22 protein-coding genes are annotated in these 24,423 nt (G+C 71.1%); 4 read left to right on the top strand and 18 right to left on the bottom strand.

Going from position 1 to position 24,423, the window contains the following annotated elements; genetic code table 11:
- Positions 1-15 precede the first annotated feature (15 nt).
- The 9 genes from atpA to prmC form a co-directional block, all read right to left on the bottom strand.
- Positions 16-1,647 carry a F0F1 ATP synthase subunit alpha gene (gene atpA, locus FS769_RS01665; RefSeq protein WP_144828548.1) on the bottom strand — a complete coding sequence of 544 codons (1,632 nt, stop codon included), beginning with the start codon at positions 1,645-1,647 and terminating at the stop codon, positions 16-18.
- Between the two features lie 61 nt (positions 1,648-1,708).
- Positions 1,709-2,497: a F0F1 ATP synthase subunit delta gene (locus FS769_RS01670; protein WP_144828551.1), complete on the bottom strand. Its 789-nt coding sequence runs from the start codon at positions 2,495-2,497 to the stop codon at positions 1,709-1,711.
- Positions 2,497-3,078, bottom strand: a complete 582-nt coding sequence (locus FS769_RS01675; protein WP_144828554.1) for a F0F1 ATP synthase subunit B — start codon at positions 3,076-3,078, stop codon at positions 2,497-2,499. Before FS769_RS01675 ends, FS769_RS01670 begins: the two co-directional genes overlap by 1 nt.
- Positions 3,079-3,112: 34 nt before the next feature.
- The gene (gene atpE / locus FS769_RS01680; protein WP_043360904.1) at positions 3,113-3,346 is read right to left on the bottom strand and encodes a F0F1 ATP synthase subunit C; all 234 of its coding nucleotides are present in this window, start codon (positions 3,344-3,346) and stop codon (positions 3,113-3,115) included.
- Between the two features lie 44 nt (positions 3,347-3,390).
- Positions 3,391-4,221: a F0F1 ATP synthase subunit A gene (gene atpB, locus FS769_RS01685; RefSeq protein WP_186325458.1), complete on the bottom strand. Its 831-nt coding sequence runs from the start codon at positions 4,219-4,221 to the stop codon at positions 3,391-3,393.
- Between the two features lie 211 nt (positions 4,222-4,432).
- Positions 4,433-4,921: a hypothetical protein gene (locus tag FS769_RS01690; protein ID WP_144828560.1), complete on the bottom strand. Its 489-nt coding sequence runs from the start codon at positions 4,919-4,921 to the stop codon at positions 4,433-4,435.
- A complete protein-coding gene (locus tag FS769_RS01695) occupies positions 4,918-6,093 on the bottom strand; it encodes an MraY family glycosyltransferase (protein ID WP_144828563.1) in 1,176 nt (391 codons plus the stop codon). The genes FS769_RS01690 and FS769_RS01695 overlap by 4 nt, the downstream gene beginning before the upstream one ends.
- Positions 6,090-6,854, bottom strand: a complete 765-nt coding sequence (locus tag FS769_RS01700; RefSeq protein ID WP_144828565.1) for an L-threonylcarbamoyladenylate synthase — start codon at positions 6,852-6,854, stop codon at positions 6,090-6,092. The genes FS769_RS01695 and FS769_RS01700 overlap by 4 nt, the downstream gene beginning before the upstream one ends.
- Positions 6,855-6,903: 49 nt before the next feature.
- Positions 6,904-7,809, bottom strand: coding sequence for a peptide chain release factor N(5)-glutamine methyltransferase (prmC, locus tag FS769_RS01705; RefSeq protein WP_144828568.1), 906 nt, complete (start codon positions 7,807-7,809; stop codon positions 6,904-6,906).
- Between the two features lie 141 nt (positions 7,810-7,950).
- Here prmC and cysK point away from each other — a divergent pair, with 141 nt between their 5' ends.
- From cysK to FS769_RS01720, 3 genes are read left to right on the top strand one after another with little or no spacing between them, the layout of a single operon-like run.
- Entirely contained in the window at positions 7,951-8,889 is a 939-nt protein-coding gene (cysK, locus tag FS769_RS01710; RefSeq protein ID WP_144828571.1) for a cysteine synthase A, read from the top strand.
- Position 8,890: 1 nt separating this feature from the next.
- Complete coding sequence (gene epsC, locus FS769_RS01715; RefSeq protein ID WP_144828574.1) at positions 8,891-9,460, top strand: serine O-acetyltransferase EpsC; 570 nt, start codon at positions 8,891-8,893, stop codon at positions 9,458-9,460.
- Between the two features lie 39 nt (positions 9,461-9,499).
- Entirely contained in the window at positions 9,500-10,900 is a 1,401-nt protein-coding gene (locus FS769_RS01720) for an amidase (protein ID WP_144828577.1), read from the top strand.
- 106 nt (positions 10,901-11,006) lie between these two features.
- Here the strand turns inward: FS769_RS01720 and FS769_RS01725 are convergent, their stop codons facing one another.
- The 8 genes from FS769_RS01725 to FS769_RS01760 all read right to left on the bottom strand — a co-directional run bounded on the left by FS769_RS01725 (position 11,007) and on the right by FS769_RS01760 (position 22,308).
- Entirely contained in the window at positions 11,007-11,600 is a 594-nt protein-coding gene (locus tag FS769_RS01725) for a GrpB family protein (RefSeq protein ID WP_144828580.1), read from the bottom strand.
- A gap of 9 nt (positions 11,601-11,609) precedes the next feature.
- Positions 11,610-12,686, bottom strand: a complete 1,077-nt coding sequence (prfA, locus tag FS769_RS01730) for a peptide chain release factor 1 (protein ID WP_144828583.1) — start codon at positions 12,684-12,686, stop codon at positions 11,610-11,612.
- A 32-nt stretch (positions 12,687-12,718) separates the two neighbouring features.
- Positions 12,719-14,917, bottom strand: coding sequence for a transcription termination factor Rho (rho, locus tag FS769_RS01735; RefSeq protein WP_144828585.1), 2,199 nt, complete (start codon positions 14,915-14,917; stop codon positions 12,719-12,721).
- Between the two features lie 151 nt (positions 14,918-15,068).
- Positions 15,069-16,001 carry a homoserine kinase gene (gene thrB / locus FS769_RS01740; RefSeq protein ID WP_144828588.1) on the bottom strand — a complete coding sequence of 311 codons (933 nt, stop codon included), beginning with the start codon at positions 15,999-16,001 and terminating at the stop codon, positions 15,069-15,071.
- The gene (thrC, locus tag FS769_RS01745) at positions 15,998-17,080 is read right to left on the bottom strand and encodes a threonine synthase (RefSeq protein WP_144828591.1); all 1,083 of its coding nucleotides are present in this window, start codon (positions 17,078-17,080) and stop codon (positions 15,998-16,000) included. The genes thrB and thrC overlap by 4 nt, the downstream gene beginning before the upstream one ends.
- 1 nt (position 17,081) lies before the next feature.
- Complete coding sequence (locus tag FS769_RS01750) at positions 17,082-18,449, bottom strand: homoserine dehydrogenase (protein ID WP_144828594.1); 1,368 nt, start codon at positions 18,447-18,449, stop codon at positions 17,082-17,084.
- On the bottom strand, positions 18,446-19,876 hold the full coding sequence (lysA, locus tag FS769_RS01755; RefSeq protein WP_186325383.1) for a diaminopimelate decarboxylase: 1,431 nt from the start codon (positions 19,874-19,876) through the stop codon (positions 18,446-18,448). Before lysA ends, FS769_RS01750 begins: the two co-directional genes overlap by 4 nt.
- Positions 19,877-20,013: 137 nt before the next feature.
- The gene (locus tag FS769_RS01760; RefSeq protein ID WP_144828600.1) at positions 20,014-22,308 is read right to left on the bottom strand and encodes a M60 family metallopeptidase; all 2,295 of its coding nucleotides are present in this window, start codon (positions 22,306-22,308) and stop codon (positions 20,014-20,016) included.
- 221 nt (positions 22,309-22,529) lie between these two features.
- Between FS769_RS01760 and FS769_RS01765 the strand changes: the two genes are divergently transcribed.
- Complete coding sequence (locus tag FS769_RS01765; protein ID WP_144828603.1) at positions 22,530-23,615, top strand: hypothetical protein; 1,086 nt, start codon at positions 22,530-22,532, stop codon at positions 23,613-23,615.
- A gap of 25 nt (positions 23,616-23,640) precedes the next feature.
- On the opposite strand, the gene FS769_RS01770 is transcribed toward FS769_RS01765, so the two are convergent.
- On the bottom strand, positions 23,641-24,423 hold the full coding sequence (locus FS769_RS01770) for a DUF2993 domain-containing protein (RefSeq protein ID WP_144828606.1): 783 nt from the start codon (positions 24,421-24,423) through the stop codon (positions 23,641-23,643).

Below are 24,423 nucleotides of genomic sequence, written 5' to 3' on the forward strand. Positions count from 1 at the left end.
TCGTGTCGTCGCTATTCAGCGACGGCCCTTGACGATTCGCTCCTGATTGACGTCTTCGGCCTCGGCGGCGTCGACCTTCTCGGCACCGACGACGCTGGTGTCCTGACCCGGCTGGAACTCCTTCGAGAAGGCATCGACGTGCTTCTCGAGCTCAGCGAGCGTGTCGTCACCGAGCACGTTGGTCTCGCGCAGGGTGTCGAGCACGGTCGAGTTGCGACGGAGGTAGTCGAGCAGCTCGCGCTCGAAGCGGAGCACGTCGGAGACCTCGACGGTGTCGAGCTTGCCGTTGGTTCCGGCCCAGATCGAGACGACCTGCTCCTCGACGGGGTACGGCGAGTACTGGGGCTGCTTGAGCAGCTCCGTCAGGCGCGCACCACGAGCCAGCTGACGACGCGAAGCCGCGTCGAGGTCGCTCGCGAACATCGCGAAGGCCTCGAGCGAGCGGTACTGCGCGAGCTCGAGCTTCAGGGTTCCGGAGACCTTCTTGATCGACTTGACCTGAGCGTCACCACCCACGCGCGACACCGAGATACCCACGTCGACCGCGGGACGCTGGTTGGCGTTGAAGAGGTCGGACTGCAGGAAGATCTGGCCGTCGGTGATCGAGATCACGTTGGTCGGGATGTACGCCGAGACGTCGTTGGCCTTGGTCTCGATGATGGGCAGGCCCGTCATCGAACCGGCGCCGAGCTCGTCGGACAGCTTCGCGCAACGCTCGAGCAGACGCGAGTGCAGGTAGAAGACGTCGCCGGGGTACGCCTCGCGGCCCGGCGGGCGGCGCAGCAGAAGCGAAACGGCACGGTAGGCCTCGGCCTGCTTCGACAGGTCGTCGAAGATGATCAGAACGTGCTTGCCGCCGTACATCCAGTGCTGGCCGATGGCCGAACCGGTGTAGGGGGCGAGGTACTTGAAGCCGGCGGGGTCGGAGGCGGGGGCCGCGACGATGGTGGTGTACTCCATCGCGCCGGCGTCCTCGAGCGCGCCCTTCACCGAAGCGATGGTCGAGCCCTTCTGGCCGATGGCGACGTAGATGCAGCGCACCTGCTTGTCGACGTCGCCCGACTCCCAGTTGGCCTTCTGGTTGATGATCGTGTCGATCGCGATGGCCGTCTTACCGGTCTGGCGGTCGCCGATGATGAGCTGACGCTGGCCGCGGCCGACGGGGATCATGGCGTCGATGGCCTTGATGCCGGTCTGGAGGGGCTCGTGCACGCTCTTGCGCTGCATGACGCCGGGAGCCTGGAGCTCGAGGGCACGACGACCCTCGATCGCGATCTCGCCGAGACCGTCGATCGGGTTGCCGAGCGGGTCGACGACACGGCCGAGGAAGCCGTCGCCGACGCCGACCGAGAGCACCTCGCCGGTACGGGTGACGCTCTGGCCCTCTTCGATGCCGGAGAACTCGCCGAGCACGACGACACCGATCTCGTTCTCGTCGAGGTTCTGGGCGAGGCCCAGCGTGCCGTTCGCGAAGCGGATGAGCTCGTTGGCCATCACGCCCGGGAGGCCCTCGACGTGAGCGATGCCGTCGGCCGCGTCGACGACGGCGCCGACCTCGGTCGCCGCAGCGCCGGTGGGCTCGTAGGCGGTGACGAAGTCCTTCAGCGCGTCACGAATGACGTCGGGGCTGATAGAGAGATCTGCCATTGTCTTCCTTCGTTCGTGGGGCACTGGGCCCCCAGATCCACGCCCACTCGGGCGGAAAGTCTTAGCCTGCGATCCGCTGGCGGAGGTCGGCGAGACGTGCGGACACGCTCGCGTCGATGACGTCGTCGGCGACCTGCACGCGCAGTCCGCCGAGGACCGAGGTGTCGATCACGGTGTTCAGCGTGATCGCCGAACCGTAACGCGCGCTGAGAGCGTTCTGCAGGCGCGTCTGCTGGTCGGCGTTCAGCGCCACGGCCGTGTAGACGGTCGCGACGATGCGCGAACGCTGGTCGGCGACGATGCGCTCGGCGCGGCGCAGCAGGGCGCGTACGCGACGACCGCGTGCCAGCCCGACCAGCGACGACACGATGAGCTCGGTGCCCGCGCTCGTGCGTCCGCCGAGCAGCGTCGACACCAGTGCGCTCTTCGCCGACGCGTCGCCGAGGCGACCGCCGAGGGCGAGTTCGAGCTCACCGTTCGAGGCGACCGTGCGCGAGAACGCGAACAGTTCGGACTCGATGTCGGCCGACTCGGCGACGGAGGTCGCCTGGACGGCGAGCTCCTCGAGTCCTTCGATGAACTCGCCGGCGTTCGACCAGCGCTGCTGCGCGGCACTGCTGAGCAGCGACACGGTCTGGGGCCGGTACGACGGTCCGAAGACCGCCGAGACGAGCCCTGCACGCGCCGCGGGCGGCACCGACGAGTCGGACAGCGCGCCGCTCAACTGCGCCGAACCGCTCACGGCACCGACGGCCGCGAACAGTTCGCGCGCGACGTCGAGATCGACGCCCGAGGTGGAGGCCAGGGCCTCCGCGGTCGCGGTCCGCGCCTGAGTGGTCGCGCTGCCCATCAGTTACCCACCGGTCCCTGAGCCTGTCGAAGGGTTTCGGAAGCCTCGAGCTCGGCGAGGAAGCGGTCGACCACGGCGTTGGCGCGCGCGTCGTCCGTCAGGGTCTCACCGATGACGTTGCCCGCGAGGTCGACCGCGAGGGTCCCGACCTCGGAGCGCAGCTGGACGAGGGTCGACTGACGCTCGGCCTCGATCTGCGCGTGGGCGGAGGCGGTGATGCGCGCAGCCTCTGCGGCGGCGGTCTCCTTCGCCTCGGCGACGATCTTGCGACCGTCCTGAGTCGCGCCCTCGCGGATCTCACCGGCCTGCTTGCGCGCCTCGGCGAGCTGAGCGGTGTACTCCTCGAGCGCGGCCTCGGCCTGGCGCTGGGCCTCGTCGGCCTTCGCGATGTTGCCCTCGATGGCGGCACTGCGCTCGTCGAGCAGCTTCGCCATGCGGGGCAGGGCGACGCGCCACACCACGACGACGATGATGATGAAGCACACCAGCGACCAGACGATGTCGTACACCGCCGGGATCAGCGGGTTCGGCGGCGCCTCGCCCGCGGGTTCCGCGGCGAGAGTGACAAGAGCGTTCAGCATCCTGTCTCCTTACAGTGAGTCGAGAGCGGCCGGATCAGGTGAAGATGAAGCCGGTCGCGATACCGATGAAGGCGAGCGCCTCGGTGAAGGCGATACCGATGAACATCAGGACCTGCAGGCGGCCCGCGAGCTCGGGCTGACGGGCGACACCCTCGATCGTCTTGCCGACGACGATGCCCACGCCGATGGCGGGGCCGATGGCGGCGAGGCCGTAGCCGATCGTGGCGACGTTACCGGTGACCTGGGCGAGAACCGTAGTTGCGTCCACGGGTTTTTTCCTTTCGTTGGGTGGCTCGGCGTGCGCCGGGCCGCTCAGTGCTCTTCTGCGACCGCGAGCTGGATGTAGACCGCGGTGAGGATCGCGAAGACGTACGCCTGGAGGAAGGCGACGAAGATTTCGAACAGGGTGAAAGCGAGACCGAAGGCGAGGGAGCCGGCGCCGAGCGCGATCCATCCGCCGCTGAGGCCGAACACGAAGAACTGCGTGGCCGAGAAGAACAGCACCAGCATGAGGTGGCCGACGACCATGTTCATCAGCAGTCGCAGCGTCAGAGTGACGGGGCGGATGATGAAGGTCGAGAGGAACTCGAGCGGGACGATGATGATGTACAGCGGCCACGGCACGCCCGAGGGCAGCAGCGCGTTCTTGAAGAAGCCGCCGGGGCTCTTCTTGATGCCGGCGTAGATGAAGGTCACGTAGGCGACGATCGCGAGCAGCATCGGCACCGCGATGACGCTGGTACCGGCGATGTTCAGACCTGGGATGACGCCCGTGATGTTCATGAACAGCACCATGAAGAAGATCGTGGTGAGGATCGGCAGGAACCGCTTGCCGTCTTTCCGGCCCAGGATGTCTTCGGCGATGTTGACGCGGACGAAGTCCAGGCCCATCTCGACGATGCTCTGGAAGCGGCCGGGGACGATCTTCATGCGGCGCGTACCGACCACGAGGAAGATCACCAGGACGGCGGTCGCGAGGAACTGGACCAGGTTGATGCGCGTGATCTCGAACGGCGCACCGAAGATGAACAGCCCCGGGAAGGTGATGACCGCGTCAGGGAAGAACTCCGAAATGGACGGCGGGTGAAATTCCGCACCCGCAGACGCGAAGTTCGTGATCAGGGTCGCAGCTTGAGTGGACAGCGCTGGCTCCAGCTTCGGGGCATCGGTGTGAACCGTTGCGACGATGGTCGGTGAGAGTACCCGAAGTGCGAACCTGGAGAAGATTTCCCATCGCGGGTGGGTACTTATGCAACCCTATCAAACTCCCGGCGGATCCATGAGTCCGGGCATCCGATCGTCTCGCCGCCGGACTAACGTGCACGGCTGCGGCGAGAGGTGGGTTATGGGCGATTCAGTCCCGTCGGTCGCCCGCATCGGGGTCGGTCGGAAGCGTCACATCGCTCGCGCTCGGGATACGCATGCGCAGCAGGACCACGACGTCGACGGCCAGTGAGGCGATCACGCTGACCACGAGGGCGACGTAGAAGACGACCGGGTCGACCCAGTCCTGTCCGCGCAGCACGACGATCGCGACGATGAACAGCACGAGCTTCAGCAGCCACCCGCCCAGCACGATGCCGAAGAAGATCGGCACGTAGAGGGGGTCGCCGAACCAGCGGTTGGCGATCAGGATGCTGGTGGCCGTGACCGCGAGGAAGATCGCGCTGACCGCGACGCCGGCGAGCGCGCTGCCGAGGCCGCCCGCTCCCCCGACCAGGAAGCCGACGACACCGCCGATCACGAGGAGCGCGAGAGTAACGAACCCTCCCCAGACGAGCGCCGTGCGCAGCACGGGAGTGCTCGAGAGGGGACGACGATGGGCGGGGGCGGTGCTGCTCATGAGGGGGACTCCGGTCGGGTGGGTCGGGGGCGCCGCGCGAGGCGGCGCAGACGATGCTGTGAGGGCAGGAGGGTGAGCACCGCGCACGCGGCGACGCCGACTACTCCGAAGGCGATGCCGAACGCGTAGTCGCCGGGCCAGCTCTGCTGCGTGCCGATGTACATCAGCAGGAACGCCAGGCTCACCACGGCGGTCCAGCTGTAGAAGATCAGCACGGCGTCGCGGTCGGAGTGACCCATGTCGAGCATGCGGTGGTGCAGGTGCTTGCGGTCGGGTGAGAAGGGCGAGCGCCCGGCCCATTGGCGGCGGGCGACGGCCAGACCGAAGTCGAGCAGCGGCAGCAGCACGATCACGACCGGGAGCAGGATCGGGATGAACGCACCGAGGAGCTGCGAACGGCCGATCTTCTCGGGGTCGAGCACCGCGGGGTCGAGCTGACCGGTGATGGCGACGGCGGAGCTGGCCATCAGCAGGCCGAGCATGAGAGCCCCGGCGTCGCCCATGAAGAGCTTGGCGGGCGTCCAGTTCATCGGCAGGAAGCCGAGGCACGCCCCCACCAGCACGGCCGCGATGAAGGAGGCGAGGTTGAAGTAGGTGCTGGCGCCGGTGTCGCGCACGAGCAGGTAGGAGTAGGCGAAGAACACCCCGTTGGCGATGAGGCACACCCCCGCGACGAGGCCGTTCAACCCGTCGATGAAGTTGACGGCGTTCATGACCACGACGAGGGCGAAGACCGTCAGCAGGAAGCTCACCCAGCTCGAGCCCACCGTCAGAGCTCCGATGGGCAACGACAGGATCTGCAGTTGCCCGAACCAGGCGATGACGCCGGCGGCGATGAACTGCGCGCCGAGCTTGATCATCCAGTCGAGGTCCCACAGGTCATCGGCCACTCCGACCAGCACGATGAGCAGCACGGCTCCGAGCAGAGAGAGCACGGGGACCGGATCGGTCCAGAAGATCGCGAAGTAGGGGTTGCGGCTCGACAGCGCGAACGCCGCGACGACACCGAGGAACATCGCCACCCCGCCCAGGCGCGGCGTCGGCGTCTTGTGCACGTCGCGATCCCGGATGCCGGGATAGAGCTTGAACCGCAGAGCGAGCTTCCACACCACCCACGACAGCGCGAGCGTCACCGCGGCCGTGAAGAGGATGGTGAGGAGGTATTGGGTCACGGACCCGGCGCCTCGGCATCCGGGGTCGCGTCGGCGATCGGCGCGGCGTCGGACAACGCGGCGTCGGATGCGGACGGGGTCGGGCCCTCGTCGACCGGGTCGGGCTCGAGCAGGTCGCCCAGCACGGCACGCAGGCGATCGCGCGAGATCGCGCCCTCGCGCAGCACGCGCACCTGCGGCTCGGCGCCGCCCACGAGCGTCGTGGCGTCGATGATGGTGGAGGCGACGCCGGTCTCGCTGGGACCCGCGTCGAGGTACGCCGCGACGTTGTCGCGCAGCATGTCGCGCGCGGAGTCGATGTCGACGGCCGCCGGACGACCCGTCAGATTGGCGCTCGAGACGGCGAGGGGGCCGGTCTCCTCGAGCAGCTCGAGCGTGAGCTTCTGCGCGGGCATGCGCACCGCGACGGTGCCGTGCGTGTCACCGAGGTCCCACGATAGCGAGGGCTGCGCGGGCAGGACGATGGTGAGCCCGCCGGGCCAGAACTCGCGCACGAGGTCGTCGACCGCGGGCGGGATCTCGGCGACGAGCGCGCGCAGGGTGGCGACGCCCGGAACGAGCACGGGCGGCGGCTGCTGGCGACCGCGGCCCTTCGCCTCGAGCAGACCCGCGACGGCGCGCGCGTTGAACGCGTCCGCGGCGATTCCGTAGACCGTATCGGTGGGGAGCACGACGAGTTCGCCTCTGCCGATCGCCTGACGCGCATGGCGCATCCCGGACAGCAGTTGCGACTCGTCACGGCAGTCGTAGACGGGAGACATGTCGGGCCACAGTCTAGTCGGGCCGCGTGGGAGCCGTGATCGGCCGCGATCAGGGACGGACGGCCGTCGTCGCGCGGTCGCGGGTGGTCAGGTCGGGGTGCGTCGCGGCCGATCTCCAGCCGTCGGCCGAGAGGATCGCGCGGATCGCCTCGCCCTGCCACTCGCCGTGCTCGATGACGATCGTGCCGCCCGGGTGCGCGAGGCGCAGACCCACACGACTGAGAGTACGCACGGCATCCAGCCCGTCCGGTCCGCCGTAGAGCGCCGCGGGAGGGTCGTACAGCCGCACCTCGGGGTCGCGCGGGATGGCGTCGTCCGGAACATACGGGGGGTTGGATGCCACGACCGAGACCGTGCCGTCGAGCTCGGGGAACGCCTCGGCGAGGTCGATGAAGGCGAGCTGCAGATTCTGCGCGCCGATGCGGGCGAGGTTGAGCTTGGTCCAGACGAAGGCGTCGACGGAGTTCTCGGCGGCGAAGACCCGGGCGTGCGGGACCTCGGTGGCGAGGGCGAGGGCGATCGCTCCGCTCCCGGTGCCGAGGTCGACGGCGATGGGGGCATCGGATGCCGCGACGCGCAGCGCGTCGATCGCCAGCTGCGCCACCATCTCGGTCTCGGGGCGCGGAACGAACACCCCCGGCCCGACGGCGAGCTCCAGGGCGCGGAAGGGCGCGAGTCCGGTGAGGTGCTGCAGCGGCTCGCGGGCGCAGCGTCGGTCGACGAGGGGCGCGAGAGCGCGAACGGCGGACTCCGGCATCCGGTCGCCGCGGATGGCCGCCGCCTGCACTCCCCCGCGCGAGGTCTCGAGCACGTGGCCGACGAGCAGTTCGGCGTCGACCTGCGCGTCGGGGATCCCGGCGGCGGCCAGTCGGGCGGCGGTCGCGCGCACCGTCTCGACGACGCTCGCGGCGGCGGGGGCGGGCGCGGGCGCGGGCGCGGAAGCTGTCTCAGGCATGACGGGAGTCGAGTTTAGTCGTGCGGGTCCCGCCCCCGCCGGGGCGCCTGCGCGCATCCTGCCGCACGGCGTCACACAGGCGTCGGTGTCGGAGGGCTCACCTAGGATGATCGCGACCCGAACGACGGCGAAAGGCGAGCCATGCCCGGCATCCACCCCGACATCACGACAGCTTTCGGCGACACTCCGCTGGTGCGCCTGAACCGCGTCGCCGAAGGCACCGACGCGCAGATCCTGGCGAAGCTGGAGTTCTACAACCCCGCCTCGAGCGTCAAGGACCGCCTGGGCATCGCGATCGTCGATGCGGCCGAGGCCTCGGGCGAGCTCAAGCCCGGCGGCACCCTGGTCGAGTCCACCAGCGGCAACACCGGCATCGCGCTGGCCATGGTCGGCGCCGCCCGCGGCTACAAGGTCATCCTCACGATGCCCGCGTCGATGTCGAAGGAGCGCCGCATCCTCCTGAAGGCGTTCGGCGCCGAGCTCGTGCTCACCGACCCCACCAAGGGCATGTCGCACGCCGTCGACGAAGCCAAGCGCATCGTCGCCGAGACCCCCGGCGCCGTCTGGGCCCGTCAGTTCGAGAACGAGGCCAACCCCGCGATCCACCGCAAGACGACGGCCGAAGAGATCCTGCGCGATACCGAGGGCAAGGTCGACTACTTCGTCGCCGGCATCGGCACGGGCGGCACCATCACGGGTGTCGGCCAGGTGCTCAAGGAGCGCGTACCCGGGGTCAAGATCGTCGCCGTCGAGCCCGCCGACTCCCCCGTCCTCACCAAGGGCCACCCCGGCCCGCACAAGATCCAGGGCATCGGCCCCAACTTCGTGCCCGCGATCCTCGACCGCGACATCATCGACGAGGTCATCGATGTCGAGTTCGACGACGCGATCCGCCTGGCCCGCGAGACCGCGGCGAAAGACGGCATCCTCGTCGGCATGTCGTCGGGTGCCGCCATCTGGGCCGCGCTCGAGGTCGCACGTCGCCCCGAGGCCGCGGGCAAGAACATCGTCGTCATCATCCCCTCGTACGGCGAGCGCTACCTCTCGACCGCTCTGTACGAGCACCTGCGCGAAGACTGACGTGGGGGTCCTCTCCCGAATCCGCGAAGACGTCTCCTCCGCCAAGCTCCGCGACCCCGCGGCGCGCGGCGCTCTCGAGATCGCCGTGCTCTACCCGGGTCTTCACGCCGTGTGGTCGTACCGCATCGCGAACCGCCTGTGGCGGCGGGGTCTGCGCTTCCCGGCGCGGGCCCTGTCGCAGGTGACCCGGTGGCTCACGGGCATCGAGATCCACCCCGGAGCCACCATCGGGCGCCGGTTCTTCATCGATCACGGCATGGGTGTCGTCGTGGGCGAGACGGCCGAGGTCGGCGACGACGTCATGCTCTACCACGGCGTCACTCTCGGCGGTCGTCAGCGCGAGGGCGGCAAGCGCCACCCCACGCTGCACGACGGGGTCGCCGTGGGCGCGGGGGCGAAGATCCTCGGCCCGATCACTCTGGGCGCGCGTTCCGTGGTCGGAGCGAACGCCGTGGTGACGCGGGATGCACCGGCCGACAGCGTGCTGGTGGGGGTGCCGGCCACGGCCCGCACGCGCCGCGGGGGCGAAGACACCCGCGCGCTGCTGACCACGCCCGAGTACTGGATCTGATCGCGACCGCCTGCGCCGGCATCGCCGTAGGCTCGGACAATGCCCCGTCTGCACGACCTCTCGCTCGTGGCCCAGGTCGACGGACTCCGCAGCGGTGATCTCTCACCCGCCGAGCTGACGACCCACTACCTCGATCGCATCGACCGCCACCGCGGTCTCGGCGCCTTCGCCGAGGTCACTCCGGATGCCGCGCTCCGACGGGCGGCCGACCTCCCCCGACCGGCCGACAGACCGCTGTGGGGCATTCCGCTGGCGGACAAAGACCTCGTCGCCCGCGCCGGCGTGCCCACGCGGTACGGATCGCGCGCGCGGGTCGACCACGTGCCCACGGCATCCGATCCCCTCGCCGCGGCACTCGACGCCGCCGGAGCGATCAACGTCGGTAAGACCAGCACCTCGGAGTTCGGTCTCACCGGGTTCACCGAACCGCTGATCCACGACCCGGCGCGCGATCCCTGGCGCCCCACCGCGGGCGCGGGCGGCTCGAGCGGTGGGGCGGCGGTGGCCGTCGCCGCGGGACTCCTCCCTGCGGCCGTCGGCTCGGACGGCGGCGGCTCGATCCGCATCCCCTCGGCGACCGTGGGGGTCGTGGGCCTGAAACCCTCGCGCGGGCGGCTTCCGATCGGCTCGGGCTTCGACTCCCCCGACGGACTGTCGGTCACGGGACCGATCGCACGCACGGCGGAAGACGCGGGCCTCCTGCTCGACGCCCTCGTCGGCCTCGCCCCCTTCTCGTACGCGACGGCCGCCCCCGGAGCCGGGCCCTTCGTCGACGCCGCCCGACGCGTCCCCGGCCACCTGCGCCTCGGCGTCACCACCGTCTCACCGTGGGATGACGACGAAGACATCGTCCTCGACGCCGACGCTCGCACGGCCCTCGACACGGCCACCGCCTGGCTCGACGACTCTGGGCACGCGGTGGCGGATGCCGACTGGCATCCGTTCGGCTATGCGGAGCTCTTCCACGTGCTCTGGCGGGCGAGTGCCGCACGCATTCCGCTGAGCGACGCCGATGCCGAGCTCGTCGAGCCGCTCACGGCCTGGCTCGTGCAGGAGGGGCGTCGCCTGTCGGCCCTCGACCTGCTCGGCGGACTCGCGGCCGCCCGGGCGTTCGAGCGTCGCACCATCACCGACTTCTCGGCCTTCGACGCCGTGCTCACCCCGGCTCTCGCGCAGCCGCCCCAGCCGGTCGGCTCGTACGCGGAGCACAGCCCCGAGCGCACGTTCGCGATGCAGGTCGAGTACGCGCCGTACTCGAGCTTCGTCAACGTCGCCGGGTTGCCCGCGATCACTGTGCCGGTGACGACGGATGCCGCGGGCCACCCCGTGTCGGTGCAGCTCGTCGGCCGCCCGGGGGGTGAGGCGACGCTGCTGTCGCTCGCCGCTCAGCTCGAGGCCCGCCGGGGCCCGCTCCCCCATCCGCCCGCCTGGGACGTGTGACGCTCCCTGCGACACAGCGCAGGAGATCCGACTTCATCCCCGCGCCGGCCTCGGCATGTAGACGGGGTGACGTCCCTGGATCCTGCGTTGTGGTCTCGGGATGGTGTCAGGGCAACAGGCCGGCCGCGGTGAAGGCTCGGGCGTAGATCTCGCGGATCACACCCTCTTTGCGGGCGTTGTACTCGCTCATCAGGCCGTCGGCCGCGACAGCGCGCTTGACCGCGGCGTACCGCTCGCGATCGGCCTCGTCGGCGCGCAGCCAGTCGCGGAAGATGCGGTGCCGTGCGGCCTCGGGGCTGTCGGGCGGCCACACGTGAAGGTTGGCGGCCGGCTCGGCCGAGACCAGGCAGCGATGGCCGAACCACCACGGCTCGCGCACGCGCAACACGAAGCCGAGTGCTTCGAGTGCCGGCACGTAGGCATCCTCGTCGTCGGTGTCGGCGACCGTCAGGTCGATGTCGATGACGGGCTTGGCGGCCAGCCCGGGGACCGACGTCGACCCCACGTGGTCGATCCGCAACGCGCGCTCGCCGAGCGCCGCGACGATGCCCGCGCGGAGCGTCTCGAAGAGCTCGGGCCAGGCGGCATCCGGATCCACGATCTCGATGTGCCGCACCTGCTCCACGGCGCCGACCCATGGCGAGAGTCCAGGCGGGGGCGGGGTGTCGTCGAACGACACGATCTGAGCGGCGGTGAGCACCACCCGAGCTTAGGAGTCGGCGAGGGCCGCGAGGCGCGCTTCTTCGTCGGCCGTGATCGCCGACTCGATGATCGGGCCGAGGGCGCCGTCCATGACCTGATCGAGGTTGTACGCCTTGTATCCGGTGCGGTGATCGGCGATGCGGTTCTCGGGGAAGTTGTAGGTGCGGATGCGCTCGGAGCGATCCATGCCGCGAATCTGCGACTTGCGCGCATCGGCGGCGACCGCGTCGCGCTCCTCCTGCTGCTTGGCGAGCAGGCGGGCGCGCAGCACGCGCATACCGGCCTCGCGGTTCTGCAGCTGCGACTTCTCGTTCTGCATCGACACGACGATTCCGGTGGGAACGTGGGTGATGCGCACCGCGGAGTCGGTCGTGTTCACGGACTGACCACCGGGGCCCGAGGAGCGGAAGACGTCGATCTTCAGGTCGTTCGGGTCGATGCCGACCTCTTCGGGCTCGTCGACCTCGGGGAACACGAGCACGCCCGTGGTGGAGGTGTGGATGCGACCCTGCGACTCGGTGGCGGGCACGCGCTGCACGCGGTGCACTCCGCCCTCGTATTTCAGGTGCGCCCAGACACCCTGAGCGGGGTCGCTCGACGATCCCTTGATCGCGACCTGGACGTCTTTGTAGCCGCCGAGATCGGATTCGGTGCGTTCGAGCAGCTCCGTCTTCCAGCCCATGGATGCCGCGTACTGCAGGTACATGCGCAGCAGGTCGGCCGCGAAGAGGGCGCTCTCGGCCCCACCCTCGCCGCCCTTGATCTCCATGATCACGTCACGGGCGTCGTCGGGGTCGCGCGGGATGAGCAGGCGCCGCAGGCGCTCCTGCGTCTCGGCCACGCGCTCCTCGAGCGCCGGGACCTCTTCTGCAAAGGCGGAGTCCTCACGGGCGAGCTCGCGAGCCGCCTCGAGGTCGTCGGACGCCGCGGTCCACGCTTCGTGGGCCGCGACGATCCGCGACAGCTCGGCGTAGCGTCGGTTGACGCGCTTGGCGCGCGCGGCGTCCGCGTGCACGGCCGGGTCGGAGAGTTCCTCCTGGACGGCCTTGTGCTCGTCGAGCAGTCCGCGGACCGACTCGAACATGGCGGGTTCCGACATCGCGCCTCCCGCCCCGATCAGCGGATGCTGTTGTCGTCACCGCCGCGCGAGGGCGCCGGGATCGACTTCTGCATCTGCACGAGGAACTCGACGTTGGACTGCGTCTCCTTGAGCTTTCCGAGCACGACCTCGAGGGCCTGCTGGGGGTCGAGACCGGCCAGCGCGCGACGGAGCTTCCAGGTGATCTTGACCTCGTCGCTCGACAGCAGCATCTCTTCGCGACGGGTGCTCGACGCGTTGACGTCGACCGCCGGGAAGATGCGCTTGTCGGCGAGCTGGCGGCTCAGGCGCAGTTCGCTGTTGCCGGTGCCCTTGAACTCCTCGAAGATCACGTCGTCCATCTTGGACCCGGTCTCCACGAGCGCCGTGGCCAGGATCGTGAGCGATCCGCCGTTCTCGATGTTGCGCGCGGCGCCGAAGAAGCGCTTGGGCGGGTACAGCGCCGAGGCGTCGACACCGCCGGAGAGCACGCGGCCCGAGGTGGGGGCGGCGAGGTTGTACGCGCGGCCGAGGCGGGTGATCGAGTCGAGCAGCACGACGACGTCGCGGCCGAGCTCGACGAGACGCTTCGCGCGCTCGATGGCCAGCTCGGCGACCGTGGTGTGGTCTTCGGCCGGACGGTCGAAGGTCGAGGCGATGACCTCGCCGCGCACGGTGCGCTGCATGTCGGTGACCTCTTCGGGACGCTCGTCGACGAGCACGACCATGAGGTGGACCTCGGGGTTGTTCGTCGCGATCGCGTTGGCGATCTGCTGCAGCACGATCGTCTTACCGGCCTTGGGGGGCGCGACGATCAGGCCGCGCTGGCCCTTGCCGACCGGGGCGACCAGGTCGATGATGCGCTGCGTGAGCTTCTCGGGGCCGGTCTCGAGGCGCAGGCGCTCCTGGGGGTACAGGGGCGTGAGGTTGTTGAACTCGACGCGGGTGGCGGCGTCGTCGACCGACAGGCCGTTGATCGAGTCGACCTGCACGAGCGCGTTGTACTTCTGACGGCCCTGCTGCTCGCCCTCGCGGGGCTGCTTGATGGCGCCGACGACGGCGTCGCCCTTGCGGAGGTTGTACTTCTTGACCTGACCGAGCGAGACGTAGACGTCGCTCGGGCCGGGCAGGTAGCCGGTGGTGCGCACGAACGCGTAGTTGTCGAGCACGTCGAGCACGCCGGCGATGGGGACGAGCACGTCGTCTTCGCCGATCTCGGTCTCGAACTCATCGCCCGCGGTGGTCTGGCCGCGGCGCTTGTTGCGCTGACGGTTGCGGCTGTTGGCTGCGCCGCCCTGCTGCTGCTGCGCCTGCTGGCCGTTCTGCGCGTTGTCGCGCTGGGCACCGTCGCGCTGGCCGCCGTCACGCTGGCCGCCGTCGCGCTGGCCGCCGTCGCGCTGTGCGCCGTTGTCGCGACCGCCCTCGCGCTGGCCGCCCTGCTGCTGCGGGGCCTCGGCCTCGTCGGCGGCGGGCTGAGCGACGTCGGCCTTGTCGGCGTCGGTCTTGTTGCGGTTGCGGTTGCGCGAGCGGCTGCGGCCACGGCCACGGGCCGGGGTCTCGTCGGCCTGCTCGGCACCGTCGGCGGGCGCGGCGTCTGCCTGCTCGGCGTCGGCCTGCTCGGCGTCGCCGTCAGCGGTCGCGGCGTCGGCGGCGGGAACCTCGGTGGCGGCAGCCTCGTCGACCGCGGGGGTCTCGGTGCTGGCGTCGGCGTCGGCGGCCACGTCGGCGGCCGTGGTGACCGGGGTGGTCGCGGGCTCGTCGGTCACGGCGTCGGCGGCAGCGGTCTCGGCGGCGGGCGCCTCGGCGGCGGCGGCCTCAGCGGCGGCCTTCTCTTCAGCGGCGGCGGCCTCGGCGGCGGCCGTCTCTTCGGCGGTCGCGCTCTTGGCACGGCGCGGAGCACGCTTGCGCGGGGCGCGCGCGGGCTTCTCGACCGGCGCCGCCTCTACGGCGGCGGGCTCTGCGGCGACCTCGGCGGCGGGCGCCTCCGCAGCGGCGGGCGCGTCGGCGACCGTCTCGGCCGGGGCCTCGGCGGCGAGAGCGTCATCGGTGAACAGTGCCTCGGGGGCGGCGTCGGCCGGGGCCTCGTCGGCCTCCGGGGCCGCTTCGCCCTCGGCCGCAGCGGGCGCGTCGGTCTGTTCGGTGTCGGTGCCCTCCACCGCAGCCGTGGGCTGCTCTTCGGTGGGGGTCTCGGCGCCCTCGGGCGCGTCGACGGGCTGGGTCTCGGAGATGGACTCCACGAGTGCTCCTCAGGATGAAACGTGATCAGATCGCGCGTCGTCGTGCAGATCGCAGACGACGGACACCAGCGGTTCGGGAGACTGCAGCCGATACCGGGTTCGCGATGTGTTGCGGATTTCGCAGGTGGTGCAGAGGCTCAGATTCGCGAATTTACGCGGAACCCTCTGCGTTTTTCACTGTACCACCCTTGACGTCGACGGCGAGCATGAGCGCCTGCCACGGGGTGTCGACGACGGATGCCATAAGATCCGCGGCCGCGAGTCGCTGTCCCGGCCCGTCGGCGAGGACGAGCACGCTCGGTCCGGCACCGGACACGACCGCGGCGTACCCCTCCGCGCGGAGGGCGCGCACGAGCCGGTCGGTCTCGGGCATGGCCTGCGCGCGGTAGTTCTGGTGCAGCTTGTCTTCGGTGGCCGCCATGAGCAGCTCGGGGCTCTGCGTCATCGCCGCGATCAGCAGCGCCGAGCGCGAGACGTTGAACACCGCGTCTTCCCGCGGCACCTGCAGCGGCTGGAGGCTGCGCGCGACCGCCGTCGACATCGTGAAGCTCGGCACGAGCACGAGGGGCGACACACCGCGGTGCACGATCAGCTGCTTGTGCTGGGGGCCGGCGGCATCCATCCACGCGATCGTGAGACCGCCGAACAGCCCGGGGGCAACGTTGTCGGGGTGGCCCTCCATCTCGGTCGCGAGGCGCAGCAGGTCGACGTCGCTGAATGCGACCTCGCCCTCAAGCAGACCCTTCGCGGCCAGGATGCCGGCGACCACGGCCGCACCGGACGAGCCCATGCCCCGCCCGTGCGGGATGACGTTGTGCGCGGTGAGGCGGAGCCCCGGCAGGGTGCGGCCGACCGAGGCGTACGTGTGCGCCATCGCGCGCACGACGAGGTGCGACGCATCGCGCGGCACCTCGGCGACCCCTTCGCCCTCGACCTCGATCTCGAGGCGGTCGCCCTCGAGCTGCTCGACGACGAGTTCGTCGTAGACGCTCAGTGCGAGGCCGAGGGTGTCGAAGCCGGGCCCGAGGTTCGCGCTGGTGGCGGGAACCCGGACGGCGACCCGACGGCCGGGGCCTGAACTCACGCGGTCACCGGCTGCAGGTCGAGCACGGAGGCGACCTCCGAGGTGGCGGCGTCGACGACGGTCGGCTGCACGTCGGTGCCGTCGGACTTGCGCAGGGCCCACTGGGGGTCCTTCAAGCCGTGGCCGGTGACGGTGAGCACGACCTTCGCGCCGGCGGGCACGATGCCGGCCTCGGCGCGCTCGAGCAGACCCGCGACGCTGATGGCCGAGGCGGGCTCGACGAAGATGCCCACCTCGCCGGCGAGGATCTTCTGCGCCTCGAGGATGCGGGCGTCGTCGATCGCGCCGAAGTAGCCGTCGGTGGCCTCGCGGGCTTCGAGGGCGAGATCCCACGACGCGGGGTTGCCGATGCGGATGGCGCTGGCGATCGTCTCGGGCTGCCTGACGACCTCGCCGCGCACGAGCGGCGCGGAACCCTCGGCCTGGAAGCCGAACATGCGGGGCACGCGCGTGGCGACGCCGCGGGCGGCCTCTTCGCGGTAGCCGCGCGAGTACGCGGTGTAGTTGCCGGCGTTGCCGACGGGGATGAAGTGGAAGTCGGGGGCGTCGCCCAGAACCTCGACGACCTCGTAGGCGGCGGTCTTCTGCCCCTCGATGCGGTCGGGGTTCACCGAGTTCACCAGGTGCACCGGGTAGTGGTCGGCGAGCTCGCGCGCGATCTCGAGGCAGTCGTCGAAGTTGCCGCGGATCTGGATGAGCCGGCCGTTGTGCGCCACCGCCTGGCTGAGCTTGCCCATGGCGATCTTGCCCTCGGGCACGAGCACCGCGGCGGTGATGCCGGCGTGGGCGGCGTAGGCCGCGGCCGAGGCCGAGGTGTTGCCGGTCGAGGCGCAGATGACGGCCTTCGCCCCATGCTCGACGGCGCGCGAGAGGGCCACGGTCATGCCGCGGTCCTTGAACGAACCCGTCGGGTTCATGCCCTCGTACTTCACCCAGACGTCGGCGCCGGTGCGACGCGACAGTGCGGGTGCGGGCAGCAACGGAGTGCCGCCCTCGCCCAGGGTGACGACGGTGGAGGCGTCGGTGACACCCAGACGGTCGGCGTATTCGCGGAGGACTCCGCCCCAGAGGTGTGCCATGTCAGTTCCCTTCCACACGCAGCACGGAGACCACGCGCTCGACGACGCCGCTCGCGGCGAGACGCTCGACGGTCTCGCTCAAATCCTGCTCGCGGGCCTTGTGTGTTCCGATGACCAGGCGGGCCGATCCCGCTCCGGTCGCTGAGCCTTGCGCTTCGTTCGCTGAGCCCGTCGAAACGACGGCACCCGAAGACGCCTCGATGACGGTCTGCTCGACGGTCGCGATCGACACGCGACCCTCGCTGAGGATGCCCGCGACGGTGGCCAGCACGCCCGGCTGGTCGTCGACCTCGAGCGTGATCTGGTACCGCGTGATGACGTGCCCGATCGGCACGGCGGGCAGGTTGGCACGGGTCGACTCACCCACGCCGATGCCGCCGGCGATGTGGCGGCGCGCGGCCGAGACCACGTCGCCGAGCACGGCCGAGGCGGTCTGCACGCCGCCGGCGCCGGCGCCGTAGAACATCAGGTCGCCCGCGGCCTCGGCCTGCACGAAGACGGCGTTGTTCGCACCGTGGACGCTCGCCAGCGGGTGCGTGCGCTCGACGAGCGCGGGGTACACGCGCACCGAGATCGACTCACCGCCGCCGTTCTCGCCGGCCAGGCGCTCGCACACGGCGAGGAGCTTGATGACGTAACCCGCGTGCCGGGCCGACTCGATCATCGCGGCGTCGACCGCGGTGATGCCCTCGCGGTGCACGGCGTCGAGCGGGACGGTGGTGTGGAAGGCGAGGCTCGCGAGGATCGCGGCCTTCTGCGCGGCGTCGTAGCCCTCGACGTCGGCGGTGGGGTCGGCCTCGGCGTACCCGAGGGCCTGCGCCTGGGCGAGCACGTCGCCGAAGTCGGCGCCCTCGGTGTCCATGCGGTCGAGGATGTAGTTCGTCGTGCCGTTGACGATGCCCATGATGCGCACGACCCGGTCGCCGGCGAGCGAGTCGCGCAGCGGTCGGATGATGGGGATGGCACCCGCGGCGGCGGCTTCGTAGTAGACCTCGGCGCCCACCTGGTCGGCGGCCTCGAACACCTCGGAGCCGTGGGTGGCCAGCAGCGCCTTGTTGGCGGTGACGACGTCGGCGCCCGACGCGATCGCGTGCAGCACCTGCGTGCGGGCGGGCTCGATGCCGCCCATGAGCTCGATGACGATGTCGCTGCCGACGATCAGGGTGTCGGCGTCGGTGGTGAACAGCTCGCGCGGCAGGTCGACGTCGCGCTTGGCGTCGAGGTCGCGCACGGCGATACCGGCGAGTTCGAGCTTCGCGCCCGCGCGGTCGGCGAGCTCGTCGCCGTGCCTGAGAAGCAGGTCGGCGACCTGCGAGCCGACGGCGCCGGCGCCGAGGAGCGCCACGCGGAGCGTGCGGTAGTCGGTCATTCGGTGTCTCCGTGGGGTGTTTTCGTGGGGGCGGATGCCGGGATCCCGGCGTCGCGCGCGAGCAGGTCGTCGATGCTCTCGCCGTGGACGATCACGCGGGCCCGACCGTCGCGCACGGCGACGACCGGCGGACGCGGGGTGTAGTTGTAGTTGCTCGCGAGCGAGAAGCAGTAGGCACCGGTGGCGGGCACGGCCAGCAGGTCGCCCGGGGTGACGTCGGAGGGGAGGTACTCGGCATCCACCACGATGTCGCCCGACTCGCAGTGGTGGCCGACGACGCGCGAGAGCGCCGGGGTCGCGCCGCTCGTGCGCGAGACCAGCCGCGCCGAGAAGTCGGCGCCGTACAGGGCGGGCCGGGCGTTGTCGCTCATGCCGCCGTCGACGCTGACGTAGGTGCGGTCGAGGTTCTCACCCGCCGTCACGGTCTTGACCGTGCCGACCTCGTAGAGGGTGATGCCGGCCTGACCGACGATGACGCGACCGGGCTCGGTGGCGACGTCGGGCATGGGGATGCCGCGCACCGCGCACTCGTCGGCGATGGCGTCGACGATGCCGTCGGCGATCTCTTCGATGGGCTTCGGGTAGTCGACCGAGGTGTACGAGATGCCGAAGCCGCCGCCGACGTTGAGCAGGGGGATCTCTCCCCCGGCCAGCAGGTCGGCGTGCAGGTCGACCAGGCGTGCGGCCGACTCGCGGAAGCCCGAGGAGTCGAAGATCTGCGAGCCGATATGGGCGTGCAGACCGACGAAGCGCAGGCTCGACAGCTCGCGGATGCGGGCCACGGCTTCGGCCGCCCCCTCGAGCGAGAAGCCGAACTTCTGGTCTTCGTGGGCGGTGGCGAGGAACGCGTGGGTCTCGGCGTGCACGCCCGTGCGCACGCGCACGAGCACCGACTGCACGGCGCCGCGACGCTCGGCGATCGCGGCGAGACGCTCGATCTCGATGGGGCTGTCGACGACGACCGAGCCGATCCCCACTTCGACGGCGCGTTCGAGCTCGGACACGCTCTTGTTGTTGCCGTGGAAGCCCAGGCGTGCCGGGTCGGCACCGGCGGCGAGCGCGACTTCGAGCTCACCACGCGTGCAGACGTCGACCGCGAGTCCTTCGTCGACGACCCAGCGCACGACCTCGGTCGAGAGGAACGCCTTGCCGGCGTAGTACACGCGGGCACGGATGCCGTGGCGCGCAGCCGCGGCGTCGAAGGCGGCGCGAGCGCGACGCGCGTGGGCGCGCACCTCGTTCTCGTCGAGCACGTAGAGGGGGGTGCCGAATCGGTCGCGGAGGTCGAAGACCGACACCCCGCCGACCTCGACGGAGCCGTCGGCGACGCGATGCGCGGACGAGGGCCAGACGGAGGCGACGAGCTCGTTCGCTTCGGCCGGGGCGGTGAGCCAGGCGGGCACGAGCGCGGAGTGCGAGGCGGACACAGGGGGACCAATCGGGTTTTGCGGCGACGCGACGGCCGCGGATCACGGCTCCCACCCGCGCGGAGAGTCACGCGGCGGGCAGTCCTTGCAGTCTAGGGCACGTCGTATGCCGCACCTTTCCCACGCCGGGGCGACGGTCACACCACGAAACGCCCACCCCGGATCGCGAGGGTCTGCGGCCGCGTGGTCACCGCGTCGACCCGGACGCTGTCGCGGTACACGCGCACGCGGTCGACCTCCGCGGCGTTCACGACGAGGACGAAGCCGTCGGCCACGGGGAAGCCGTCGAGGGCGGTCACGACCTTGTCGTGTGTCTCGTCGCCGTTCACCGACACGCTCACGAGCTCGGCGCCGTCGGCATCCGTCAGGGTGAGCTCGTAGTAGAGCCGCCCCTGGAAGTAGTAGTCGTGCGGGCGGATGCCGGTGGAGGTCGCGGTCAGGTGGGTTCCGTCGCGACTGATCCCGACCCACCCGGCGAGCCAGTCCATGATGCCGACGAACTGCAGTCCCGAGGTGACGCTGACGGGTGCGGGACGCCACAGCGCCTCGAGCGTGCCGTCGGCGCTCTGCAGCACCACCGTGACGCGGCCGTCGGTTCCGACGTCCTTCGCCGTCGACTCGGCGGCGGCGACCACGCTCGTCGCCCCGCCGAGCGTGGACAGGCCGGTCACGCGACCGGACGAGCCGTCGTGCTCGCCCAGGTCGATCGTCCCGTCGACGAGCGAGAGCGATCCGACGGGCAGGTCGTAGCCGACGGAGCGCTCCACGACCGCGTCGTGGGAGTCGACGGCCGCCCAGATCGGGTTCTGCAGCGCGGGGTACGCCGAGAGGGACGACAGCACGGATGCCGACAGGGGCACGCCCCACTCGGTGAAGAACGGACCCAGGTCGCGGTCGGCGACCCGCGACGCGATCTCGGCGAAGAGGTCTTTCTTGTCCTGGTCGGGCTCGGGCATCGACAGCCCGCGGATTCGCCGAACGCGGTACTCCTGGTTCAGCGCGGGATAGAAGGCGTCGCCGAAGGATCGGCGGAGCTGCTCGAACAGGTAGAGGCCGAGGAACGGATCGTCGGCGGTCATCTGCGCGTGGTCGCGCTCGTCGAGCGGGCGGGCGAGGTAGTGCGCGGCGCGGTCCTTGCGGTCGGCCTCGTCGTCGAGGCGGTTCTGCCCGGTCAGCCGGTTCTGCAGGGCGAGGGCCGAGATGTTGACGGTGACCTCCATCAGCCCGCTCCACCGGTACGCGGGCGCCTGGAAGGTGTGACCGACCTCGTGCCAGATCCCCCAGCTGTCGGTGTCGGTCAGCAGGGTCTCGCTGGCCCCGGTGTCGACCTGGAAGCACACCCACTGGCTGGTGGCGAACGCCCATCCGCCGCCGGAGTCGGGCCCGCCGAAGTACACGCGACCCGGGTACTTGCGCGCGACCCCGACCGCGGCGCGCGAGAGCCCGTAGACGTCGCAGGTGTACGCCACGACCCGGTCCAGGCGCAAGACGACGTCGGCCGGATCCCACGCCACGCCACGCGAGGCGAGGTCGTCGATCACCCGTCGCTGCAGGTCGGCGAAGGCCCGCTCCCCCACCAGCGTCACGGCCGGCGCGGCCGCCCACGCGGCGAGCTGGGCGGCGAACTCGTCGGGCTTGGTCTGATCCTTCACCCACACCGGGTGCGGGGCTCCACCGGAGATCGTCAGCGCTCCGGAGCGTTCGGTGGAGCCGTTGCGGACGAAGACGAGGCCGTCCTGGGGTGCGGTGATGCTCTGGGCACCCGGCGACAGGGCGATCACGCTGAGGTCCTGCTGCTGTCCCGCGTTGAAGGCGCGCCACGGCCCTCGCACCCCGATCACGAGCGACATGTCGGCGGGCGCGTCGGCTGCGACGACGACGTCGAGCGCGTCGCCTGCGAAGACGTACCGCCCGGTCGGCTGCAGGTCGCTGTGGGCGAACTGGCGGTTCTCGACCGCGGCGACGGCGTCTTGGCTCCCGTGCGCGAGCGCGATCACACGCGTGGTCGCGCCCGAGGAGTCGTGCGTCGAGGCCCGCGGCGCCCGCACCTCGAACGCGCAGCTCGCGGTTCCCGAGGCGGCGGCCACAGAGAGGGTGCCCCCGCCCGCCGCGGCGTCGCCGCGGACGCGCAGGGTCGTTTCGTACACCCCGGTCGCGTCGGTCAGACCCGTGGGCTGGTCGATGACCCCCTGGCCGGGGTCGCCCAGCGCGAGCACGACGGGCCGTCCCCCGAGCGGCGCGCCGTCGTCGTCGGGGCTCGTGACGCGCACGGCGACCACCTCGTCGGGATAGGCCCACGCGGGAGAGGTCGTCACCGTCCAGCCGCGCACGGCGCTCGAGGTCGATGCGGGCGCGGCCGCGACGGCGGCCACCGCGGGGACGGCCCAGGCGCCGGCGGCGAGCACGCTGCGGCGGGTGAGGGGGATGCTCATCGATCGGCCTCCGGATCGGGGTCGGCCCTTCGCGGGAGGTCCGGTGGGCGCGGGGCAGCATACGGCCGCGCGCCCCGCGGTCGCCTTCGGCGCCGCCGCGGAACGCTGCAGCGATCGCGGACCAAGGCGACACCACCCGCGGGTGAGGCCGCGGGCGATGCGCGGGCACCCCCCTGCGGGCGGGCGACGACCGCGTGTGGACCGCGACCTAGGGTGGCCCGGTGTCGTCCTGCCCCACCGTGCCCCCGCTCCTCGTCGACGCCGTCGGATCACGCGTGGCGATCGACCATTCAGGGCTCGACCCCGACGCCCGGGCCGCGGTCGAGAGCGCGTGGCGCGACGCCCGCAGCCGTGACGTCGTCACTGCCGACGCCACGGTCGTCGCCGACCCGTCGGTCTCCCGCGCACGCATGCTCTCCGACCTGTCGAGCGCCGTCACGCAGGCCGCGATCGTCGCCGGGCGCGGAAAGCGCTGGATGCTGCACGCGGCGGGCCTTGAGGCCTCCGACGGACGCGTGATCGTGCTGGTCGGCGCCTCGGGTGCGGGCAAGACCACCGCGACGCGCACCCTCGCCCGTCGGTGGGGGTACGTCTCGGACGAGACGGTCGGCATCGACCTCGACGGCACCGTGCATCCCTACCGCAAGCCGCTGTCGATCATCACCGACGGCCACGAGGTCAAAGTGCAGCGCGCCCCCGGCGACCTCGACCTGCGCGGGCTCGAGTCGACCCGTCTGCGGGTGGGCCGCATCGTGCTGCTCGACCGCCGCGCCGACCTGCGGCGAGCCCGACTGGTGCCCGTGTCACCGGCCGAGGCCCTCACCGCCTGCGCCCCGCACTCGAGCGCCATCACCTCTCTGCCGCGTCCGCTGCACGCGATCACGCGTCACCTCGACGCCACCGGAGGCGCACTCCGGGCGGAGTACACCGAGGCGGAGCAGCTGCTCGCGCTGTGCGACCACCTCGACCTCGCGGCCGCGCCGATCGAGCGGCCCCCGCTCGACGACGTTCCGCTGCGGGTCGCAGAGGCGACCGGGGGCCCGCGATATCGGCTGGCGGATGCCGTGGACTCCCTGTCGTTCGACGACGGGCGCCTCGCCGTGCTCACCGCCACCTCCGCGGGGGCGGGCACCCTGCGCGTGCTGGCCGGGCTGGCTCCTTCGCTGTGGAAGGCCGCCGACGGCGCGACGCTGGACGCCCTCGAAGACGCGGTGATGCACGGGCTCGGCGACGAGACGGCGGGTCCCGCGGTGCGCGGCATCCTGGATCAGCTCGTCGAGGCCGAACTGCTGCACGTCGAGGCCTGATGCCCCTGCGGCGCGCGAGAGCGTCTCAGCCGCAGCTGCCGTCGGCCTGCAGCGCGGGGTCGTCGAGGATGCCGCCGGCGACGTCGAAGGTCGCGACGAGGTCCTGCCCCTGCACGGTCGCCGAGGTGAGGGTGAGCCCGGCCGGAAGGCGATCGGCGATGCACAGGCTCTGCGTCTGCACGAGCGGGTCGGCGATGCCGCCGAACTGACCGCGGAGGGTGTCGGCGTCGATCGCGTTGCCGCCCACCGAGAAGGCGGAGGGCGTGAGCGTCAGGTCGCCCTCGGCCGCACCGGGAGACACCGTGGCCCCGATGGGGATGGCGATGCCGAACAGCGACAGCGAGGTCTCGAACGTCACGTCGGGGGCGGCCACGGTGACGGTGCCCGAGGGGAAGTCGGGGATCTGCGCGAGCAGCGACCGCAACTGGTCCTGGTCCAACCTCACCGAGGCGACTCCCCCGTCGGCCGCCGACGCACCCGACACGGGGACTCCGCGCAGCTCCACGCGCACGTCCCCGGTGATCGGGCCGAGGGTGACGTCGTCGGACGACACCGTGACGTCGTCGAGCCGCCCCGTGATGACCTGCGGCAGCACGAGGCCGCTCAGCTGCACGTCGACGTCCTGATCGGCGGGGAGGCCGACGTTCTCGACCACGAGCGTGCGGACCGTGCCGGTCACGACCGAGCGCGCGATGAACTCCGCCGCCACGACCGCGGCGACCAGCAGCACCACGACCACGACGAGCACCGCGATCCACCGCCCGCGACGGCGGCGGGGCGCTCGGGCGGGGGCCGCGGCGTCGGTCAT

This window comes from Microbacterium sp. BH-3-3-3 (genome assembly GCF_007679045.1).
Lineage (GTDB): Bacteria > Actinomycetota > Actinomycetes > Actinomycetales > Microbacteriaceae > Microbacterium > Microbacterium algihabitans.

Excerpts from the sequence above, each read along its gene's own strand:
- FS769_RS01670 (WP_144828551.1), bottom strand. The coding sequence starts at position 2,497 with ATGGGCAGCGCGACCACTCAGGCGCGGACCGCGACCGCGGAGGCCCTG.
- FS769_RS01760 (WP_144828600.1), bottom strand. The coding sequence starts at position 22,308 with ATGAGCATCCCCCTCACCCGCCGCAGCGTGCTCGCCGCCGGCGCCTGG.
- cysK (WP_144828571.1), top strand. The coding sequence starts at position 7,951 with ATGCCCGGCATCCACCCCGACATCACGACAGCTTTCGGCGACACTCCG.
- thrC (WP_144828591.1), bottom strand. The coding sequence starts at position 17,080 with ATGGCACACCTCTGGGGCGGAGTCCTCCGCGAATACGCCGACCGTCTG.
- FS769_RS01770 (WP_144828606.1), bottom strand. The coding sequence starts at position 24,423 with ATGACCGACGCCGCGGCCCCCGCCCGAGCGCCCCGCCGCCGTCGCGGG.
- FS769_RS01675 (WP_144828554.1), bottom strand. The coding sequence starts at position 3,078 with ATGCTGAACGCTCTTGTCACTCTCGCCGCGGAACCCGCGGGCGAGGCG.
- FS769_RS01700 (WP_144828565.1), bottom strand. The coding sequence starts at position 6,854 with ATGTCTCCCGTCTACGACTGCCGTGACGAGTCGCAACTGCTGTCCGGG.
- prmC (WP_144828568.1), bottom strand. The coding sequence starts at position 7,809 with ATGCCTGAGACAGCTTCCGCGCCCGCGCCCGCGCCCGCCCCCGCCGCC.
- FS769_RS01750 (WP_144828594.1), bottom strand. The coding sequence starts at position 18,449 with ATGACCGACTACCGCACGCTCCGCGTGGCGCTCCTCGGCGCCGGCGCC.
- atpA (WP_144828548.1), bottom strand. The coding sequence starts at position 1,647 with ATGGCAGATCTCTCTATCAGCCCCGACGTCATTCGTGACGCGCTGAAG.
- prfA (WP_144828583.1), bottom strand. The coding sequence starts at position 12,686 with ATGTTCGAGTCGGTCCGCGGACTGCTCGACGAGCACAAGGCCGTCCAG.
- FS769_RS01690 (WP_144828560.1), bottom strand. The coding sequence starts at position 4,921 with ATGAGCAGCACCGCCCCCGCCCATCGTCGTCCCCTCTCGAGCACTCCC.
- FS769_RS01720 (WP_144828577.1), top strand. The coding sequence starts at position 9,500 with ATGCCCCGTCTGCACGACCTCTCGCTCGTGGCCCAGGTCGACGGACTC.